The sequence below is a fragment of the Marinitoga lauensis genome (assembly GCF_004135675.1).
In the GTDB taxonomy this organism is placed as follows: domain Bacteria; phylum Thermotogota; class Thermotogae; order Petrotogales; family Petrotogaceae; genus Marinitoga; species Marinitoga lauensis.
This window is the reverse complement of record NZ_QHLX01000006.1, coordinates 56,056-76,424: the sequence shown is the minus strand read 5'-3', so window position 1 is coordinate 76,424 and position 20,369 is coordinate 56,056. Positions and strand designations below refer to the sequence as shown.

General features: G+C 27.6%; 27 protein-coding genes and 1 pseudogene. 12 read left to right on the top strand and 16 right to left on the bottom strand.

All coding sequences use genetic code 11. The annotated features are described in order from the left end of the window. Positions 1-7: 7 nt before the first annotated feature. The 9 genes from DJ007_RS11130 to DJ007_RS11090 form a co-directional block, all read right to left on the bottom strand. A complete protein-coding gene (locus DJ007_RS11130) occupies positions 8-532 on the bottom strand; it encodes a hypothetical protein (RefSeq protein ID WP_129409613.1) in 525 nt (174 codons plus the stop codon). 38 nt (positions 533-570) lie between these two features. Next, positions 571-783, bottom strand: coding sequence for a hypothetical protein (locus DJ007_RS11125; protein ID WP_129409612.1), 213 nt, complete (start codon positions 781-783; stop codon positions 571-573). Between the two features lie 170 nt (positions 784-953). Further along, positions 954-1,511, bottom strand: a complete 558-nt coding sequence (locus tag DJ007_RS11120) for a hypothetical protein (RefSeq protein WP_129409611.1) — start codon at positions 1,509-1,511, stop codon at positions 954-956. Between the two features lie 17 nt (positions 1,512-1,528). After that, on the bottom strand, positions 1,529-2,083 hold the full coding sequence (locus DJ007_RS11115; RefSeq protein ID WP_129409610.1) for a hypothetical protein: 555 nt from the start codon (positions 2,081-2,083) through the stop codon (positions 1,529-1,531). Between the two features lie 179 nt (positions 2,084-2,262). Continuing rightward, positions 2,263-3,129 (bottom strand): polyprenyl synthetase family protein, encoded by an 867-nt coding sequence (locus DJ007_RS11110; RefSeq protein WP_129409609.1) that lies wholly within the window; start codon positions 3,127-3,129, stop codon positions 2,263-2,265. Continuing rightward, positions 3,098-3,649 carry a bifunctional nuclease family protein gene (locus DJ007_RS11105; RefSeq protein ID WP_129409608.1) on the bottom strand — a complete coding sequence of 184 codons (552 nt, stop codon included), beginning with the start codon at positions 3,647-3,649 and terminating at the stop codon, positions 3,098-3,100. Before DJ007_RS11105 ends, DJ007_RS11110 begins: the two co-directional genes overlap by 32 nt. 39 nt (positions 3,650-3,688) lie before the next feature. Beyond that, the gene (locus DJ007_RS11100; protein ID WP_165974140.1) at positions 3,689-4,435 is read right to left on the bottom strand and encodes a lysophospholipid acyltransferase family protein; all 747 of its coding nucleotides are present in this window, start codon (positions 4,433-4,435) and stop codon (positions 3,689-3,691) included. After that, positions 4,428-5,654, bottom strand: a complete 1,227-nt coding sequence (gene thiI, locus DJ007_RS11095; RefSeq protein WP_165974139.1) for a tRNA uracil 4-sulfurtransferase ThiI — start codon at positions 5,652-5,654, stop codon at positions 4,428-4,430. The genes DJ007_RS11100 and thiI overlap by 8 nt, the downstream gene beginning before the upstream one ends. Before the next feature lie 28 nt (positions 5,655-5,682). Beyond that, complete coding sequence (locus DJ007_RS11090; protein ID WP_276318770.1) at positions 5,683-6,498, bottom strand: YitT family protein; 816 nt, start codon at positions 6,496-6,498, stop codon at positions 5,683-5,685. Positions 6,499-6,686: 188 nt separating this feature from the next. Here DJ007_RS11090 and DJ007_RS14840 point away from each other — a divergent pair, with 188 nt between their 5' ends. The 6 genes from DJ007_RS14840 to ileS all read left to right on the top strand — a co-directional run bounded on the left by DJ007_RS14840 (position 6,687) and on the right by ileS (position 12,573). Beyond that, positions 6,687-6,830, top strand: coding sequence for a hypothetical protein (locus DJ007_RS14840; protein ID WP_165974138.1), 144 nt, complete (start codon positions 6,687-6,689; stop codon positions 6,828-6,830). A gap of 164 nt (positions 6,831-6,994) precedes the next feature. Further along, on the top strand, positions 6,995-7,297 hold the full coding sequence (locus tag DJ007_RS11085; protein WP_129409604.1) for a hypothetical protein: 303 nt from the start codon (positions 6,995-6,997) through the stop codon (positions 7,295-7,297). After that, a complete protein-coding gene (locus tag DJ007_RS11080; RefSeq protein ID WP_129409603.1) occupies positions 7,270-9,213 on the top strand; it encodes a sensor histidine kinase in 1,944 nt (647 codons plus the stop codon). The genes DJ007_RS11085 and DJ007_RS11080 overlap by 28 nt, the downstream gene beginning before the upstream one ends. Beyond that, the gene (locus DJ007_RS11075; protein ID WP_165974137.1) at positions 9,179-9,436 is read left to right on the top strand and encodes an ATP-binding protein; all 258 of its coding nucleotides are present in this window, start codon (positions 9,179-9,181) and stop codon (positions 9,434-9,436) included. Before DJ007_RS11080 ends, DJ007_RS11075 begins: the two co-directional genes overlap by 35 nt. 17 nt (positions 9,437-9,453) lie before the next feature. Beyond that, entirely contained in the window at positions 9,454-9,810 is a 357-nt protein-coding gene (locus DJ007_RS11070) for a response regulator (RefSeq protein WP_129409601.1), read from the top strand. A 15-nt stretch (positions 9,811-9,825) separates the two neighbouring features. Next, entirely contained in the window at positions 9,826-12,573 is a 2,748-nt protein-coding gene (gene ileS, locus DJ007_RS11065; protein WP_129409600.1) for an isoleucine--tRNA ligase, read from the top strand. A gap of 95 nt (positions 12,574-12,668) precedes the next feature. On the opposite strand, the gene DJ007_RS11060 is transcribed toward ileS, so the two are convergent. The 7 genes from DJ007_RS11060 to DJ007_RS11030 form a co-directional block, all read right to left on the bottom strand. After that, a complete protein-coding gene (locus DJ007_RS11060; protein ID WP_129409599.1) occupies positions 12,669-13,496 on the bottom strand; it encodes a N5-glutamine methyltransferase family protein in 828 nt (275 codons plus the stop codon). Next, a complete protein-coding gene (locus DJ007_RS11055) occupies positions 13,493-13,801 on the bottom strand; it encodes a metal-sulfur cluster assembly factor (RefSeq protein WP_129409598.1) in 309 nt (102 codons plus the stop codon). Before DJ007_RS11055 ends, DJ007_RS11060 begins: the two co-directional genes overlap by 4 nt. After that, the gene (locus tag DJ007_RS11050) at positions 13,782-14,480 is read right to left on the bottom strand and encodes a peptidyl-prolyl cis-trans isomerase (RefSeq protein WP_165974136.1); all 699 of its coding nucleotides are present in this window, start codon (positions 14,478-14,480) and stop codon (positions 13,782-13,784) included. The genes DJ007_RS11055 and DJ007_RS11050 overlap by 20 nt, the downstream gene beginning before the upstream one ends. Next, positions 14,465-14,812, bottom strand: a complete 348-nt coding sequence (locus tag DJ007_RS11045; RefSeq protein ID WP_129409596.1) for a hypothetical protein — start codon at positions 14,810-14,812, stop codon at positions 14,465-14,467. The genes DJ007_RS11050 and DJ007_RS11045 overlap by 16 nt, the downstream gene beginning before the upstream one ends. After that, positions 14,809-15,489: a MazG family protein gene (locus DJ007_RS11040; RefSeq protein ID WP_129409595.1), complete on the bottom strand. Its 681-nt coding sequence runs from the start codon at positions 15,487-15,489 to the stop codon at positions 14,809-14,811. Before DJ007_RS11040 ends, DJ007_RS11045 begins: the two co-directional genes overlap by 4 nt. Positions 15,490-15,597: 108 nt before the next feature. After that, a complete protein-coding gene (locus DJ007_RS19345; RefSeq protein WP_129409594.1) occupies positions 15,598-15,708 on the bottom strand; it encodes a hypothetical protein in 111 nt (36 codons plus the stop codon). Between the two features lie 4 nt (positions 15,709-15,712). Next, entirely contained in the window at positions 15,713-16,153 is a 441-nt protein-coding gene (locus DJ007_RS11030) for a ribonuclease H family protein (RefSeq protein ID WP_165974134.1), read from the bottom strand. A 138-nt stretch (positions 16,154-16,291) separates the two neighbouring features. On the opposite strand from DJ007_RS11030, the gene DJ007_RS18065 reads away from it, so the two are divergent. From DJ007_RS18065 to DJ007_RS11010, 6 genes and pseudogenes are all read left to right on the top strand, one after another. Continuing rightward, entirely contained in the window at positions 16,292-16,945 is a 654-nt protein-coding gene (locus DJ007_RS18065; protein ID WP_240739541.1) for an aminotransferase class I/II-fold pyridoxal phosphate-dependent enzyme, read from the top strand. Next, positions 16,942-17,061 (top strand): hypothetical protein, encoded by a 120-nt coding sequence (locus DJ007_RS18060; protein WP_368359780.1) that lies wholly within the window; start codon positions 16,942-16,944, stop codon positions 17,059-17,061. The genes DJ007_RS18065 and DJ007_RS18060 overlap by 4 nt, the downstream gene beginning before the upstream one ends. A 5-nt stretch (positions 17,062-17,066) precedes the next feature. Continuing rightward, positions 17,067-17,408, top strand: a complete 342-nt coding sequence (locus DJ007_RS18055) for a hypothetical protein (protein ID WP_240739539.1) — start codon at positions 17,067-17,069, stop codon at positions 17,406-17,408. 126 nt (positions 17,409-17,534) lie between these two features. After that, positions 17,535-17,930 carry a class II aldolase/adducin family protein gene (locus DJ007_RS11020; RefSeq protein WP_129409592.1) on the top strand — a complete coding sequence of 132 codons (396 nt, stop codon included), beginning with the start codon at positions 17,535-17,537 and terminating at the stop codon, positions 17,928-17,930. Beyond that, the gene (locus tag DJ007_RS20440; RefSeq protein ID WP_129409823.1) at positions 17,921-18,025 is read left to right on the top strand and encodes a class II aldolase/adducin family protein; all 105 of its coding nucleotides are present in this window, start codon (positions 17,921-17,923) and stop codon (positions 18,023-18,025) included. The genes DJ007_RS11020 and DJ007_RS20440 overlap by 10 nt, the downstream gene beginning before the upstream one ends. Positions 18,026-18,200: 175 nt before the next feature. Then, a pseudogene (locus DJ007_RS11010) lies at positions 18,201-20,182 on the top strand (methyl-accepting chemotaxis protein). Positions 20,183-20,369 lie beyond the last annotated feature (187 nt).

Below are 20,369 nucleotides of genomic sequence, written 5' to 3'. Positions count from 1 at the left end.
TCAGATGTTAAAAGATATATATAATAAGCACGGAGAAATAGTCTGCAAAATAATCTATATTCTTTTTTATTATATTTTCAATTCCAGATTTGGTTACGATAGTTCTCCATTGATTGTTTTTTCTTTTTAATATTTTGTCTCCCAAAACCATATAATAGTCATTATTTAATACTTTTAACTTTATAAACACTTTCTTATTGTCAATAAGTTGATCATTTTCATAAATATTTGCCAATCCATCAGTATAATCAACATAAATATATTTTCGTATTTCTGGTAAATAAAAAATATTGTCATGAATATCAAAATCAATATTTCTAATTTTAACAAATTCATGTGAACTATTATCAATAGCATAAACTCCATCATTAGTTGTAATATATAGTCTGTTTTTATATTCTATGCTACCTAAGATTTTTTTGCCTAAAATATTTTTTCCATCAAGATCAAAAACACCTTTATTTGTAACTAAAAGAATATTACCATTTAAATTATATATTTTTCCATATGTAATATTATTTAAATATAACAATTGCTCTGAAAAATTTAATAAAGCTTTTTTTTGATAATTTAAAGGTTTTTTATAGATTTCAGAAATAGCTTCCTTTTTCTTTTCTTCAGTAGTAATTTTTTCAGATAACTCTTTTTTATTTTCTGGAATGAATCATCTGTAATACTTGGTATGTTTACTTTTTCTATTCCAGAAGATAAATTCTTTTGGAGTAATTTTAAAACGTTGTTATCAGAAAACAATTTATTGTAAGGAAGTTTAAATGTATACATTTTTGCACCATCAAGTCTGGCGCTATCAACTGTAACAAGGCCATCGCCATCACCGTTTATGAATTCGGGATAAAAAGCTGCTAATTTAGTATTTTTTATATGAACAGTAATATCTGGTACGGTTCCTGTATATATATAATATTTAATATCTTTTCTTCGTTTTAATGAATTTATTTTTTTATGAATTTTGAGTCTGGTAATAATTCTTTATAGTATGAAGAAATAAGTTCAATTTTAGATGAAATATTTAAAAATAAGGAATTATACTCTTCTTTATTAAGTCCATAGGTTAATTCTATAATTTCAGGGCTTTTTTTATAAATAACATTATAATAAATTGGATTAACTGTATTTATTCCTTTATTTGGAGGTGAAAACATACTGATAGTCCTGACATTTTTTATCTCAGGATGTTTCTCTAAAGCATAACGAACAATTAAACTTCCAATTCCTTGAGTTATTATGTCAAATTTTTTATTTTGTTTAGCTTTCAATTCTGAAGCAAAGCGTTCAGCTTCGAACTCGAGATAGCTATTTGAACCAGTTCTAATATAATATCCAAAAAAAGCATCCATATAGCTTTTTGGTTTTGTTTCTAACAATGGGTATTTATAATACCATATAGTTCTATTAGGAAAATATAAGCTCCACACATTTTCCCCATATATATTATTTATAGTTTGTGTATTTGGTATAAAACCAAGAAAATTATTATCTATACCAGGCACTAATATAAGATCAGGCTCTAAAGAAGGGGTTTTTCTATCAATGTTTTTAATCCAAAAGAAACCTCTTTTGGAGTAGGATCAACGTATAATCCAAACTTTGAAAAGTGAAAGGTATTTGCCTGAACAACATAAGAACCTATAGATTCATCTTTATATATTTCACAACCAGGTAATTTTTTTATTATAGGTGGATTATCGTCTGAAGCATATATAATTGAAAAATTATTGAAATTATCCCCATAATAAAGATCCATAGGAATTCTATATTTGATTTTAATAGGTTTTAAAGCCGACTCTTCTTTTTTATCATCAGGAATTATTTCATAAATTGGGCCATAAAAATTCCCCATAGTTTTTAAATTTTGATATTCAGCTGAATTTTCTTTTAAGGGTTTTATTGTAAATGTTTTATTGTATTGAAAAGCATCTGGAGGAACGTATAAAAATAAATCGGATATAGAAGCAGACTTAGCCTCTTTTTCAATTTTTAATCTTTTGGTGGTAAAACGGGGAATAAAAAAAACAATACCAGCAATTAATATGATAAAAACTAAAAAACCTCCAAGCAACATTATTTTCTTCTTTTTCTCAAGTTGCTTGAAGTTCTTGATATTATTTATAATATCTTTTAAATTTATTTTTTGCCAGTTTTTTTAAATTTAAATTTTTTAAAATATTTGCAAATTTATTTAGATCAAATTTTTTTTCTTTTTTAATCCAGCATCTGTTTTCTTTTCTTTTTTAGCCATTCTCATTTCCTTTCAATTAAGGATTTTATTTTTTGTAATTCTTCAATAAAATTAGTTAAGTTTAAATTTGAAAGTATTGAAATTGTTTCATTAAATAAATTATTAGCATAAGTTTTAGCTTCATCTATAGATAGAATTTTCAAGAATGTAAATTTGTTTTCATCGTTATTTAAATCTTTTCCAACATCTTCAAATTTTCCATACACATCTTTTAAATCATCATAAATCTGAAAAGCTACTCCAAAGTTCTTACCTGCTTTTTTCAGATATTCAAACTCTTCTTTTTTATTTAACAATAATGGAGAACAGGCAAAGGAAAATTCGAATAATGCTGAAGTTTTTTTTATATACATATTTTCGATATCAGATTGTGTTGGATTAATTATATTTTTTTCAAATGAAACATCCAAAGTTTCACCATCAATAAGGCTTAATATTGTTTCAGAAAAAAATTCGCTTAAATATTTTGATTCATCATTATCAAATTCTGCAAATATTTTAAAGGGTAAAATGAAACCCAGGTCACCTGTTAAAATAGCTCGCCATTCACCAAATTTTTTATGATTTGATTCACTTCCCCGGCGATAGTCACTATTATCTATAGCCGGCAGATCGTCATGGATTAGAGAAGCTGTATGAACAATTTCAGTGGCAAACCCTATTTTAAGAAGTTTTTCTTCATCTATATTATAATATCGTCCAATATTATAAATTATCCATGGACGCAATCTTTTTCCGCCAGAAAAAAAAGAATATTTCAGAGATGCCTCTAAGATATGCGACATTTTTAAAGAATCAAAAAAAGAATTAGATTTTTTATCAAAGAAATATTTAAAGTCACTTATTGTCATCACTTTCATCGGTTTCATTCCCTTCGTCAAAAAAGTGCTTTTTTATAGTGTCAATATCAAAGTTTTCCAGGAAGTCCTTAAATTCTTTTCTCTTGTTTTCTTCATTTTCAGAATCATGATCCTCTATTGGGATAAACGATATATCTATTCCATTTTCAATAGCCAATTTATCTTTAACATATATTGGGACTTTACTTTTAACAGCTAATATTAATGCGTCAGAAGGTCTTGAGTCTATTACTATTTCGCTACCATCTTTTTCAAGAAAAATATTGGAATAGTATATATCATTTTCCATGTTATTTATTTCTATTTTCTTTAAAAAATATCCTTCATTTTCCAGTATATTAAGTAAAAGGTCATGAGTTAATGGTCTTGGTGTTTTTTGTTCATTAATAGCCAGGGCAAGGTAAGTAGCTTCACATGCACCTATCCATATTGGAAGACCTATATGTGTATTTTCTATTCGTAAAAAAACTACGGGAGAATTTGAAACTTTATCGAGTCCCATAGTAATAACATCGATCTTTTTATACATAAAATCACATCCTTTAAAATATAACTATATTATCAGAAATTAATTTATTTCTGATGAAATGAGATTGTAAACATAATTTCTCAATTCTTCCTCATTTTCAAAGTTTTTTGGATTGATTGGGTTAAATATCCTTACTTTAACTTCGTGAGGTGTTAAATGATAATCACCTTTTTTTATTATTTGATATGTTCCATCTATAGTAACGGGAATGATTTTAATACCATATCTGTATGGAATCATTAAAGAACCTTTTTTGAAAGGTTTAACTTTTCCATCAAGAGTTCTTGTCCCTTCAGGGAAAAGTGCAAGTTTTCTGCCTTCATTTAATTTTTTTCTTAATTCTCTGAGGGCTTTTGCAGCTTGAGTAGGATTTTTTCTATCAATAAATACAGAACCAAGAGCTTTTATGTATGTTGAAATAATAGGTGCTTTTTCCAGTTCTTTTTTTGCAATAAATCCAACAGGATGAATATAGCCAATGATTAAAGGAATGTCTAATAAGCTTTGATGATTTGCGATTATAATATATGGTTCATTCTCTAAATCTTTTAATTCAAAATCTTTTTTTACGTTAACATTAATTCCCATTAATTTAAAAGAACGTTTTCCAAAATTAGAAACAACTTTTCTTAAATAAGAATCAGCTTTATCTTTTCCGGAAACCATTTTCATAATTTTTGAAATTAATAAAACTAAAGATCCATAAATAACAACATATCCAAAAAAACCAACATAAAACCATATGGTTAACAATAATTGCTTTAAAAATAAAATAAATTTATTCACTTTTAAACACCTCTTTGTCTGAGAATACATAATTATCAATTACTTCACCATTTTTAATCACATAAACCAGACTATTTTTTAAAGCATTTAATTCTAATTCTAAGAGATTATTGATTTTTTCTTCATATTTTTTCATTTTGTCTGGGAAAGATTTTGTAGCAGGTTTTTTTGGCAAAAATGCTACACAACTATCTTTATAAGGCCAGATAGAGATATCATATGTTCCTATTTCCTGAGCTTTTTTAACAATTTCAAGTTTTTCATATCCTACTAAAGGTCTTAATATTAACATATCAGTAGCATCTGATATAGTTATCATATTTTCCAATGTTTGAGAAGCAACCTGGCCTAAATTTTCTCCTGTGATTAAAGCATTGCTTTGGGTGTGTTTAGCTAATTTAGATGCGATTCTTAACATTGAACGTCTCTGCATAATTAAAGAATAACTTTCAATATTCAAATTTTTAATAGCTAATTGTACTTCTGTAAATGGGATAATATAATGATAGAAATTAAAAGGATAAAATTCACTTAATTTTTTGCTTAATTCTATTAATTTCATTACTGTTTTTTCATTATTACTTGGAGGGCTATAAAAAGAAATAGCATTTAGTTTCATTCCGCGTTTCATCATTATCCATGCAGCCACTGGACTATCTATTCCACCAGATAACATTATACTTGCTTTTCCACCAGCTCCAACGGGATATCCGGCAAAACATTCTATGTTTTCAAGATAAACAAAAGCTAGTTCGTGCCTTATTTCTACTCTAATCAAATAATCAGGATTATGTACGTCTACGAATAAATCAGGAAATTCATCAAGAATGTCCGCACCGAGATTTTTATTTAGGTCAAAACTTCTAATAGGAAAAGATTTATCAGTTCTTCTAGAATCCACTTTAAATGAACCGGAAGTTATGTTTTTATCTTTTAATAATTTTATTATATTATTTCTAATATCTTCATAATCTTTTTTTACTTCTATAGCGGGAGATATGGATTTAATACCAAAAACCTTTTTTAAAGAATTCAACATATTTTTATCTATTTTCTTATTTTCTTTAGGAGTTACAATAATTCTTCCATATATTTTTTTTGCTGTTACCTTGTGATTTAATTGCAGAATTATGTTATTCATTAGTTTGCTTTCAAATACTTTTCTATTTTTGCCTTTTGTACCAATTTCACTATATTTTATCACAACAAAATCATACACTTTGTATTCCTCCTCTATATATATTATACTATACTTTTAATTTTTCAAAACCCTGTCCAAAAACTCCTGCCGCTGAAGACATGGAAATAAACGCATTTTTATCATGTTTTTTGATAATTTTTAAAACAATAGGTAATTCTTTTCTTTTTATAATGGTCAAAATAATATTTTTATTTTCTTTGGTATACCATCCAGTTCCCTGAATAACAGTAACACCTCTTCCAAGAGTTTTTGTGATTTCATCTGCAATATAACCATACGATTCAGAAAAGACAAATAATTGTACAGAGGATTTTCGCCCTTCTAAAACAAGATCAGTTGCATATCCAGCTATTGCCATAGTTACATAACCATATATAATTTTTTCAAAAGAACCAAAAATAAAAATTGAACTGCCAATAATTATTATATCAAATAGAAACATAGTTCTTCCTGGACTGACATTTCTATATTTATTAATAATCATAACAATTATTTCAGTTCCACCAGTACTTCCACCAGCCAGGAATACTATACCTATACCAGTACCCAATAATATTCCACCAACTACTGTTGACAAAAATTGATCATATATTATTGGCGAGTTAAAATAGTTTTGTAAAAAAGTAATGAAAAAAGAAGAGCTTGCTATGCCATAAATGGTTTTAAAACCGAATGATTTTCCAACAATTTTCATTGCAACGTAAAGAAGAATAATATTCATTAATAAATAACTGATTCCCACGGGAATTCCAGTAACGTAATAAATCATAGTTCCTATACCACTTAATCCACCACCTACAATTTTCCATGGAATCAAAAATAAAGTCCAGCCTATAGCATTAATAAAGGTTCCTAAAGTAATAAAAAAAGTTCTTTTATAGTTTCTTTTTTCAATTTGAAATCTCCTTTCAAATTAATTATAACTAATTATATCAAAATAATTTTAATTTCCGGGTATTATTGTTAAAAATTTTTGATTTTTATAGTATAATATAGATAGTTATAATGTATTTTCTAAAATTCTCTGTTTTTTCATTGAGGAGTGATTATATGATAAATGAATTATTAAAAAATTTTTCTAATGAAAAGCCATCTAATTTGCTAAAGACAATATTAAATGATACTGCGAAAAGTTTATCAAAAAAATTTAATAGAGATATATTTATATTTATTCATGAACCCCAAGGAATTTAATTAAATTATTAGGAGCATCGAAAAATTGTGAAGCGGTTGAAAAATTCAAAATATATTTTTCAGATAATAAAGGATTATATGAAAATTTAATAGAAAGAAAAACATATAAAATTACAATAGATGAATATGAAGAGTTAAAATGTTTAAATGTAGAAAATATTTATTTGATTCCAATTGTTCTAAATGGTTCATTAATAGGGGCGTTTGGTGTTCCTGATGAATTTAAAGGAGAAAAATTAAGAGAATTTTGTAATGAAACAGAAAGTTATGGGATTATACTAAAATTAACAATGGAATTTCTTGTATTGGAGGAAACAAGAAATAGATTAGAATATATAGAAGAAATAACCGATTTATTTGAAAATATTCTTGATGAAAATACCTTAATGAAAAGAATAATGGAAACAATAAAAAATATGTTGCATGCTCAGGGGTATTGTTGTGGAAAGTTGAAGGTAATAAATTAATTTTAAAAGAGTATATAGGTTTTTCTGAAGAAGATATTAAAGAAAATATATTAGACGATATAGTTTCTCTTGAAGGATTATGTAAAAAAAATAAAAAACCGTTTTTAGTTGTAGGAAAAAGTAGATTTGAAAAGTTTACAGTGCCACTTAAGAGTGAAATATTATCAGCAATTTATGCTCCAATAATAATTGACAATATTGAATATGGAGTAGTCAGCGTTTATAACCGTAAAGAAGGATTTGGGTTCAGGCCCTATAAGCATTTTGATAATTTTGATTTATCTTCATTGAGGAATATTACCAGAAGATTGGGTTTAGCATTGAGTAGAATATATTTATATGATAAATTAAAAGATGAAATTGAGAAATTAATTACATTGAAAAAGAATCATGAGAACTTAATTAAAATTCAAAGGGAACATCTGGATAAGTTGAATTCATTACATAAAATTAGTCAGGCAGTTAGATCAACATTTGATAAAAATAATGCGGTAAAAATAATGTTAATGGGATTAACAAGTGTTAGAGGATTAAAATTTAATAGAGCGTTATATCTAGAAAGAGATAGGACACGAGGCATTTTAATTCCAAAAATCTGGGTTGGTCCATCAGATGATGAAAATGTTGAAGCTATATGGAAAGAAGCTAATAAAAGAGCATTAAAATATGGTGATATTGTTCAGTATTTAAGAGAAGAAGCTATACAACTACCTTCTAATAACAAATTGACGCAAAGTGTAAAAAATAAAATTATTGTATATAAGGGTCAAACAATTTTAGAAAGAGCAGTAACAAAAAAACATATAATTCATGTTGTTCCACAAATGATTAAGCTAAAAAATGATGAACTTCAATATCTTTATGACATTATAAAATATGATGAATTCGTAATTATACCAATAACTGGAAAATGGGAAACAAAAGGTGTTGTAATAGCGGATAATAAATTTACTGGACAGGAAATTACTTCTGTTGATATTGAAATATTAAGATTATTTCAGGATAGTATAGGTCTTTCAATTGAAACTATTGAAAATTATGAAGAACTGAAAGATAAAACAAAATCTTTAGAAGAACAAAAAAATCTAATAGATTTTTATAGGAGATTTAATGAAAATATTTTACAAAATTTAGCTCTTGCAGTAATAGTTATAGATAGAAAAGGAAAAATACTTGAATGGAACAAAAAGGCAGAATTGTTTTTTGACAAGAGTAGAGAACAAATTGTTGGAGAAAGTGCAGAAATATTGAAAGAGAAATTGGGAGTAGACGTCATCAATTCTATTGAAAGTATTTTTTTCACCAGAGAAGAAATGAAAATGCCAAAATATATAATATATCAGGGTAATGAAGAAAAAGTTTTTGATATTCAATTAGCTCCATTGTGGAATAGAGACCTTGATGTAATAGAAGGGGTTATTGTAACATTTGATGATGTTACAGAAAATTATAAGATGGAAAAAGAAATTGCTCGAAGGGAGAAATTGGCGGCAATAGGAGAAATGACAGCCAGAGTGGCTCATGAAATAAAAAATCCTTTAACGATAATTGGTGGATTTGTTAATAGAATGATGAAAAAATTAGATCAACCAGAAAAAATAAAACAATATTCCCATATTATTATGGATGAGCTATCTCATTTGGAAAGTATTGTTTCTGAAATATTGGAATTTAGCAGAGGTAGTAGAATACCAACATTTGAATATATCGATATTAATTCTATGATTAATGAAATCATATTAATGTATCAAGATTTTTTACATCAAAAAGGTTTAGAGTTGAAATTTGAAAAAATGTTTGATAAAATAGATGTAAAATGTGATAGAAGTAGAATAAAACAGGTGTTAATTAATTTAATAAAAAATGCTATTGAAGCGACGAATGAAAAAAATTATATATATAAAAACGGGTATTGAAAATGATTATGTATATTTTCAAATTGAAAATAATGGGGAACCTATTCCAGAAGAAGAACAAAATAAGATATTTTCACCTTTTTTTACTACAAAGGTTCAGGGAACAGGCTTAGGACTGCCTATTTGTAAAAAAATAATAGAAGAAGAACATAAAGGTAAACTTTATTTAGTAAAATCAGATGAACAATCAACAATTTTTAGATTTGAATTACCTTTAAATTAATTTTTGGGAGGGTTAATATGGCAAGAATATTAATTGTCGATGATGAAGATAATATTAGACTCTTATTAAAAGAGGAATTAGAAGATATAGGATATGAAGTTATTGAGGCAAATTGTGCAAAAAAGGCTTTAGAGATTTTGTCAAAAGATCAAAACTTTGATATTATTTCGTTGGATATAGAGATGCCTGAAATGAATGGCTTGGAATTAGCTGCAGAAATTAGAAAAAAATATCCAAATAAAAAAATTATTCTGATGACAGCATATAGTCATTATAAGAGTGATATGGCATCATGGGCAGCGGATGCATATGTTGTAAAATCGTTGGATTTAACAGAATTCAAAGATACTATAAATAGACTTTTACAAATTTAGTGGAGGTGCTTTACATTGGATTATAAAGATACGTTAAACTTGCCAAAAACAGCGTTTAAAATGAAAGCTAATTTAAAAAACAAAGAGCCAGAAACTTTAAAAAAATGGGAAGAAATGGATCTGGAACATTATGTGAGAAAAGAAAGAGAAAATGCTCCAACTTATATTTTGCATGATGGACCTCCATATGCAAATGGCCATATTCATTTAGGACATGCATTAAACAAGGTTTTAAAGGATATTGTTATAAAATATAAAACAATGCAAGGGTATAATGCACCTTATGTTCCAGGGTGGGATACACATGGTTTGCCTATTGAACATAAGGTTACTACAGATTTAGGAGAAAAAGCTAAATCTATGTCTAAAATTGAAATAAGAAAATTATGTGAAGATTATGCTTTGAATTATGTAAATATACAAAAAGAAGAATTTAAAAGGCTTGGTATTAGAGGAGATTGGGAAAAACCATATGTTACATTAAAACCAGAATACGAAGCAAAAGTATTGGGAATTTTGAAAAAAATGGTAGAAGATGGAAATGTATTTAGAAATAAAAAACCAATTTATTGGTGCCCAAGTTGTGAAACTGCTTTAGCAGAAGCAGAAATAGAATATCATGATCACACATCACATTCAATTTATGTTAAGTTTGAATTATTAGATGAACCAAATACATATGTTGTTATATGGACAACAACTCCATGGACATTACCGGCAAATGTAGCAATAGCTTTACATCCAGACTTTGACTATGTTAAAGTAAAAGTTGGTAATGAAAATTGGATATTGGCAAAAGGATTATTGGAAAATCTATTAAAAATAGCTGGAGTTGAAGAATACGAAATCTTAGAAGAGTTTAAAGGTAAGGATTTAGAATATAAAAAAGCAAAACATCCATTTATGGATAGAGAATCATTAATAGTATTGGCAGATTATGTAACCCTTGAGGACGGTACTGGGTGTGTTCATACTGCTCCAGGACATGGTGCTGAAGACTATCAAACTGGTTTGAAATATAACCTCCCTGTATTATCTCCTGTAAATCATGAAGGGGTATTTACAGAAGAAGCAGGAAAATATAAAGGATTACATATCTGGAAAGCAAATAAAATGATTATCGAGGATTTAAAAGAATCGGGTCATTTAATTGCGCAAGCTGATATCAGACACTCTTATCCACACTGTTGGAGATGTAAAAATCCAGTTATATTTAGAGCAACAGAGCAATGGTTCATATCAGTTGATGAAAATAATTTAAGAGAAAAAGCTTTAGAAGAAATTAAAAAAGTAAAATGGATTCCAGATTGGGGAGAAAATCGAATTACTGCGATGGTTCAGGATAGACCGGATTGGTGTATTTCAAGGCAAAGGGCATGGGGTATTCCTATTCCAGCATTATCCTGTAGTGACTGTGGAGAAACATTTATAGATCCTCAAGTTATGGATAATGTAATAAAAATCGTTGAAAAAGAAGGAACAAATGCATGGTATGAAAGACCTGTAGAAGACTTTTTGCCGGAAGGATATAAATGTCCAAAATGTGGAGGGGTACATTTTAAGAAAGAAGAAGATATTTTAGATGTATGGATTGATTCCGGTTCTTCATGGGATGCAGTAGTTAATGTAAGAGATGATTTAAAGAAATATCCTGTTGATATGTATTTAGAAGGCACTGACCAGCACAGAGGATGGTTCCAGAGTTCACTTTTCTTATCTGTAGCTAAAAATGGTATAGCCCCATATGAAACAGTATTAACTCACGGTTTTATTAAAGATAAAGATGGTAAAAAAATGTCAAAATCATTGGGTAATGTAATAAGTCCATTTGATGTTATAGACAAATACGGGGCAGATATATTGAGACTATGGGTAGCATCAAGTGATTATAGAGGGGATATAAGAGTATCATTTGATATATTAAAGCAACAAACAGAAGTATATAGAAAATATAGAAATACTATAAGATTTTTATTGGGTAACACATCTGATTTCAGCCCAGAGACAGATGCTGTTCCTTATGAAGAAATGGAAGAATTGGATAAATGGGCAATGATGAAGATTCATCAATTAATAGAAAAAGTAACTGATGCATATGAAAAATATGAATTTTTCAGAGTTCATCATCTTATAAATAACTTCTGTACAGTAGAAATGAGTTCTATTTATTTAGATATAATAAAGGATAGAGTATATACAGAATTACCAAAATCAAGATTAAGAAGATCAGCTCAAACAGTTATGTATGAAGCGTTAGTGACGTTAACAAAACTAATGGTTCCATTATTAGCATTTACAACAGAGGAAATATATGATTATTTACCAACTAAAAAATACGAAACTATTCAATTGGAAGAATGGCCAAAAGTAAATGAAAAATACTTTGATAACGATTTAGAGGAAAAATGGAATAAAATATTCCAATTAAGAGAAGATATAACAAAGGCCTTAGAAGAAAAGAGAAGAGAAAAATTCATTGGTCATCCATTAGACGCTAAAATAATAGTTGAACCAAAATCAGAAGAATTAAGAGAAATATTAAGCGCATATGATCCATATTTTGTTGCAGATCTCTTCATAACCTCTCAATTTGAATTAGGAACAGTTGATGAAGGATATGAAGGTGAATATGCAAAGGTAAAGGTTGTAAAAGCGGAAGGTAAAAAATGTGAAAGATGTTGGAAGATACATCCAGAAGTTGGAACAAATGAAAAATATCCAGATGCATGTCCAAGATGTGTGAATGTTTTAGAACAATTATAATAAACATCAAAGTGCTGCCATATTTAAAGGCAGCACTTCTTTTCATCTTTATCATCCTTTTTTGTTATTATATTATATTATATTATATTTATTTGTTAATTTAGATGAAGTTTTTCTACAAATCTTCTAAAATTAAAAGAGTCTTTATAAATATTGCATTTTCCAAATTTGGATAAAATTTCAACGGTTTTTTCGATATTAAATTCAGTGGTTTCAAATAAAAAATGTTTTGCTTTTAGAATTTCAGGATAATTATTAGCTATATTTCTAAAGAAATCTTGTCCATCATTACCAGCTTCCAGGGCTATTTTAGGTTCATATTTTAGTGAAGAACTATTTTCAAAAAAAGAGGTTTCTACATAAGGAGGATTGGATATAATAAAATCTAAACGATTTATAATATTTTCAGAAATATTATTAAATATATCGCTTTGGATGAAATTGATAGAAACGTTATGCTTTTTTGCATTGATTTTTGACACCTCTAGAGCATCTTTTGAAATATCAACTCCATATATATTTAAATAGGGCAATTCTTTTTTCAGTATTATGGGTATGATTCCACTACCTGTTCCAATATCCATAATATATTTATAATGTTTATCTTTTATTATGTTAATAGCGATTTTTATTAAATCTTCTGTTTCAATTCTCGGAATTAATACTCTCTCATCCACATAAAATTCATATCCATAAAAGATAACTTTATGTGTAATGTATTCAAGAGGATAATCTTCAATTATTATTTTATTTAATTTATGTAATAAATTTTCAGGAAGGATATATTCTTTTTCTATTAATATTTTGGTTATATTTGTATTGGTGATTTCAGAAATAATTTTTGCAACAAAATAAAGGGGATTTTTAATCCCCTTTTTAGTGATAATATTTTTATATTTTTTCAGGTATTCTTTTAATGTCATATCCCTAAAATAGTTCTAACCTCATCTGATGCTTTTGAAGGATCCCACGGAGGATCAAAGGTTAATTCAACATTTACACTTTTTACTCCTTCAATAGAGCCTATTTTGTTTTTAGCATCTTCTGTAATAAAACCTGCTAACGGACACATAGGAGTTGTTAATGTCATTAATACATGAACATTATCTTCTTCATCTATATTAACATCATAAATAAGTCCTAAAGATACAACATCAAAACCAACTTCCATATCATATACATTTTTTAATGCTTCCATAACTTGTTCTTTAGTTACCATTTGATTCATCTCCTTTAAAAAATTTTGAATTTATAATAATTTCAGAATTATCTTTAAACTTTTGAAATTCTGAAGCAACTAAATTATCAAATAACTTTTTAGCTTTTTCATCTTTTATATTTTCAATAATTTTTGATTTAGCTTCTTCTACAGACATCTGCTGTTTTGGTATTTTTTTATCTATTTTTATTAAAGCGTAATAATTATTATTATATTTCATAGGTTTTAATATAGCACCTGGAAATGATGATTTAATAGTTTTTATCAAATTACTTGTATTATCCTCCAGATTAATTTTTATAATCGTAGCTTCTTTAGTTGTGAGCTTATTAAAATAGATATCATCGAAAGAATAATATCCATCTATTATTTTTTGATAAGCTAAAGATGCGTCATCTGATGAGCTGAATAAAACGAGTTTAATATTTGCTGATTGTGGCTTATAATATTTGTCCTTATTTTTGTTATATTCATCTTTAATTTCGTTTTCTGAGACTGAGACATTATCAATTAAATATTGGTAAATAGCTGAAACAGCACGTTGATATAATTTTTCATGGTAAACACTATAAATATATTGTTCTTTATTTTCAAAACCTTTGGAAATTAAGTATAATAAAATATCATTCTCTGAAAGCTTTGAAGAATTAAAAATATTCTCAATTTGTGATTTTATAGAATTGTACAACTCTTCTTTTTTAAATTCAGACCTTTTTTCTTTTCTGTGAATTGAATAAATAATATTTCCCCAGCTAACTTATCTAATTTTGATTTTTCATATTTTTGTATTACATTATTTCCTTCAACGCTTCCAATTAATATTTTATAAAAGGTATTATTTATTTTATTTATACCTCTTAATATTTCAAGTGTTTTTGCCTGTGATTGAAAATAATCATAATTTATTGTTTCACCATTAATAATAGATATAGTTTTGGGATCAAGATTCTCATATTTTATGATTCCAAAAGAAGTAAAAATAAGCAGTAACATCCCCAACGATAATAAAAATTTTTTCATTTTGAATCCTCCCTATCTTCATTTTTTTTATATTCTTTAATAAATTTTTTTGCCGCCTTAGAAATAATAGAATCCATATTCATATTATTTTTAACATAGAAATATATCAAATGGGTTAAAAAATCAATATTATATTTTTCATTTGTTTTTTCATTTTTTATCTTTTTTAAATCTTCAATCAGCAAATCTATAATATCCTCATTTTCATATGGATCATAATTAACAGATAAAGAGTTTTCAATTAATCTTCTTAAATTCATTAAAGGAGGCATTCCAGGATTATAATCTCCAATTTTTGAATATGCTTTTTTCCCTTTTTCTTTTGCTTTCAACTTTTCCCATTGTTCGTAGGAATATTCGCCTGTATTTTCAAAAACATGCGGATGTCGCCTTATAAGTTTATCATTGAGATTTTCTATAACATCATTAATTGTGAATTCTCCGTTTTCTTTGGCAATTTGAGAATGAAATATTACCTGTAAAAGCACGTCACCTAATTCTTCAATTAAATATTTTTTATTCTTACTATCAATGGCATGAACGAGTTCATAAGCTTCTTCAATTGCGTAAGATTTTAATGATTCGTGAGTTTGTTTTTTATCCCATGGACATCCATTTTCAGAACGCAATATTTCCATAATCTCCAATAATTTTTTAAAATTTTCTAATTCGTTCATAATACCTCCTACAAACCTATTTTCATTAATCTAATATAATTAAATTCGTTTTTATTATATTTTATTTCATTGTTTAGCAATAATTTCTTTATTGGATTAAAAGTTATTCTATAAAAATTTTTTATCCATATTTTTTAATGTTTTCAACATGTTCTTTTGTGGGTATCCTTTATGCTTTTTAAAATTATATTCAGGGAATTTTTTACCTAATTCCACCATTATTTTATCTCTGAATACCTTTGCCAATATAGAAGCAGCCCAATAATTTTAGATTTTGAATCCCTTTTACAATGCACTCATAGTTTTTTATGTTAAGTTTAAAATTTTTTCCATCTATTATAATATATTTATTCTCAATATCATAATCTTCCAAAACTCTTTTTATTCCTAAAGTTGTTGCGGAAAATATGTTGTATAAATCTATTTCTTCAGGCGTAGATATTTTTATGGAATATTTGAAATTTTCTACAATGATTTTATAAGCATCTTCTCTATTTTTTTCTGTCATTTTTTTTGAATCATTTGAAATATTTTCTAAAATTTTAAGTTGTTTTTCATTCTCAACTAATATTGAGCCTATTACAACAGGTCCTGCGAGAGGACCTCTTCCAGCCTCGTCTATCCCAATAATTTTACCATATTTTTTTAAATATTCTAAATCCATATTACACCTCTCATATATATTTCTAGACATAAGAAATTAATTTTTACCACATATTATTATTACAAATTTATATGAAAAAATCTTAACATTTATGGTAAAATTAAATATCAGAAAAATTATTTCATAGGAGGGAATAAAATGAATTTTTCAGAAAGAGTGTTAAACATGCAGGCATCACCAATTAGAAAATTAATTCCTTATGCTGAAAAAGCAAAGAAAGAAGGTAAAAAAGTTTTACATTTGAATATTGGGCAACCTGATATTGAAACACCAAAGGCATTCTTTAATTATATAGAAAATCATAGATCTAACGTTGTGGCTTATACTCATTCTGCTGGGTTGTTTGAGTTAAGAGAAGCTTTTTCAAAATATTATAATAAACACGATATTCCATTTACACCTGAAGAAATTATAGTTACGAATGGTGGAAGCGAAGCAATTATTTTTGCATTGGGAGCAATAGCTGATCCTGGAGATGAAATTATTGTAATTGAACCATTTTATGCAAATTATAAAGGATTTGCTGAAATGATAAATGTAAAACTCGTTCCTGTAAGAGCATTACCTGAAACAGGATATGCTGTTCCAGATATGGAAGAATTTGAGAAAGTTGTAACGAACAAGACCAAAGGAATTCTATTTTCTAATCCATCAAATCCTACAGGTGCTGTTTATTCTGAAGATGAATTAAAAAGAATTGTTGACTTTGCTAAAAATATGATTTATTTATTATTTCTGATGAAGTGTATAGAGAATTTACATTTGATGGAACAAAACATATATCTACAATGAATTTTGAAGAATATGATAGGACTATAGTTGTAGATAGTATTTCAAAAAGGTATAGTGCGTGTGGTGCAAGAGTAGGGTTTTTGCTACAAAAAATAAAGATTTATATAATCAGGTAATGAAAATGGCACAATCAAGATTATGCCCACCAATGATAGCACAATTGGGAACTATAGGTTTGTTAGAAATGGATGATTCTTATATTGAAGAAGTATATAAGGAATATGATAAGAGAAGATTGGCTGTTTATGAAGAACTATCAAAAATAGAAGGTGCTATATTTCAGAAACCAAAAGGAGCTTTTTATGTTTCGGTGAAATTACCAATTGATAATAGTGAAGAATTTGTGAAATGGGTTCTTACTGAATTTAGTATAGACAATACAACTGTAATGGTAGCTCCTTTAACTGGATTTTATGCAACACCGAATTCTGGGAACAGGAAATTAGAATTGCATATGTTTTAGATAGTGAAAAGCTTAAATTTGCAACATATATATTAGCAGAAGCTGTAAAAGCTTACAATAATAGGTAGGTGATATTTTGAAAGGCGAAATAATTAAGGCTATAGAATATCTTGAAAAAAAGGTTTAATAAAAGGAACATGGGGTAATTTGAGTGTGAAAATAAACAATAAAATATATATTACTCCTTCTGGTGTACCTTATGATATTTTAAAAGAGAAGGATATTTCTGTCCTGGATTTCGAAACAGAAAAACATATTGAAGGATTAAAACCGTCAAGTGAAAAAGCATTACATTTAGAAATTTATAAAAACTTTCCTGGAATAAAGGCAGTAGTGCATACACATAGCTTATATGCTTCAATTTATTCAGCATTAAGGAAACCAGTTCCATGCTATATTGAGGATCAGGCGCAAATAATAGGTGGCGAAATACCTGTTGCTGAATATAAGTTACCGGGAACACTTGATCTGGCACTTGAGGCAGTAAAAAAGTTTAAACTGGGGTTTATGGTATATTATTAGCCAATCATGGTATAGTTTCCATAGGAAGAAGTTTAAAAGAAGCATTGATTGCTGCAGAAATTATAGAAAAAGTGCAAATATTGCATATAATGTAGAATTAATGGGGGAGGTCATAAACTTTCTGAAGAGGATATAAAATGGATGAGAAATTTATATATTGCTTCATATAGTAAAAATATTTAGAAATAGATATATTTTCGAATTCTTTTTTGAAAAATATTAAATTTATGATATAATAATATTACATTCTGGAAAACGAAGGAGGGAAATATGAAAAGTTTAAAGAGTCAAATGATTTTAATAATTATCTTGATTTCATTGTTGCCGATGGTTATTTTTACCGCTTTAAGTGCCTATCAAAATTATAGTAGAACATTTAATAATATTACTAGTCATCTTGAAAATTCGACTAAGAATAGAGCAGAAGTTTTGCGAACCTACTTTAAACCTATTTTTGATATGGCAAATATGTTATCAGATGATGCAAATGTAAAAGGTTCATATTCAAATAAATATGATGAAAGAACATGGTTGTTGAAAAATTTTGATAATATTGTAAAAAAGTATAGTAATTTTGAAGCGGTATATATTGGATTAAAAGATAAAACAATGTTGATGAAACCTGCTGCAGAATTACCACCAGATTATGATCCAACCAAAAGGCCATGGTATAAGGCTGCAATGGCTAAACCAGGTAATGTAGTTGTTTCAGAACCATATGCAGATGCATCAAGTGGAAATATATTAATAACGGTCTCCAAGGTTGTAAAAGATAATAACGGTCAGATAATAGGAGTATTAGGTATAGATCTTTCAATAAAAAAACTTGTAGAATCCTTTTTAAGAGATCAACTTTTTGATGAAGAGACCCCATATATAGTAAACGACAAAGGAATAACTTTAATTCATGAAGATCCTGATAAATGGGGTGTAGATGTTAGTTCAATGGAATTTTTCACAAATGCAACTTCTCAAAGTGGGGTTGTTGAATATACATATAACAATGTAGATAAGCTTGCTTTTTATTATAAAATACCAGAATTAGGATGGACTGTATATACAGCAATTCCAAAAGTAGTTATTCAAAATCAAGTTTGGAAACAAACATATATGTATATCATAGTAGGTATCATTATTATTGTTATAGCATTTATTATAGGTTTAATGTTTGTAAACAATGCAGTAGTAAAACCAATAATTACTATGTCTAAAGATATGGAAGAAGTTGGGAAAGGGCATTTAAATGTAAAAGTAAACGTTACAGCTAAAAATGAGTTAGGTAAATTAGCTGAAATTATGAATAAAACAATAATGTCATTGAGGAGTTTGGTTGAAAAAGTTAAAAAATCATCTGAAACGCTTATTGAAACCTCGGAAAATGTATCTTCTTCAATAAATAAGAGTGCAAGTGTAAATGAACATATATATGCTGAGATAGAGGAAATAAATGCTAAGGTTCAAGATGCATCATCATCATTAGAAGAAACAACAGCAGGTGTTGAAGAGATAGCTGCAGCTGCACAAAGTGTTTCTAAATCTACCCAGGAAGTTATGGAAAGAACAACAGAAACTTCAAAGTTAGCAAAAGAAGGGCTAAAAACGTAGAAGATGTAAAGGTAAAAATAAACGATGTGAATGAAAAAGCTAAAGAAAATGCTAAAACAGTAAAATCGTTGGCTAATGAAACAGCAAATATTCAAGAAATTGTTGAAACAATAAATTCTATTACAGAGCAGACAAATTTATTGGCTTTAAATGCAGCTATAGAAGCGGCAAGGGCAGGAGAAGCAGGTAAAGGATTTGCAGTAGTTGCGGATGAAATTAGAAAATTAGCAGAAGAAAGTAAAAAAGCAACAGAAGAAATTGCTGTTATATTAGGAAAAATTCAGGAAAGTGCAAAACAGGTTGATAAAGAAACAGAAAATGTTGTGGAAAGTATATCAGAAACTAATGAAATGATTTTTGAAATAGCAGAACAGTTTGAAAGCATTACAGATAAGATAGAACAAATTTCTATGATGGTTGATAACACTGCAGCCTCAGCAGAAGAACAAACTGCTTCAACAGAAGAGATAGCTGCTGCAACTGATACAGCTAATAAAGCAGTTTTAAGCGTTTCTGAAGATGTTGTAAACTTTAAAAACGAAATAGCAGAACAAAATAAAGATTTTGAAAATGTTGCAAGAGCATCAAAAGAATTATCAAATTTAAGTGAAGAACTTAATGATTTAATAAAGCAATTTAAAATTTAATAAAATAAAAAAGGAAGAGCGAAGCTCTTCCTTTTGGTTTGTAGACAAACTTATTTACTTATAAAGTATTTAAAAATAATATTCGCTCAGGCGGTGAATTTTTTTATCCTCAAAAAATATTCGTTCTCATTAGCCGCTCAAACTCACATCCATGCTCGGTTTCGCTCCTGAGTTTGACAGCGATTTC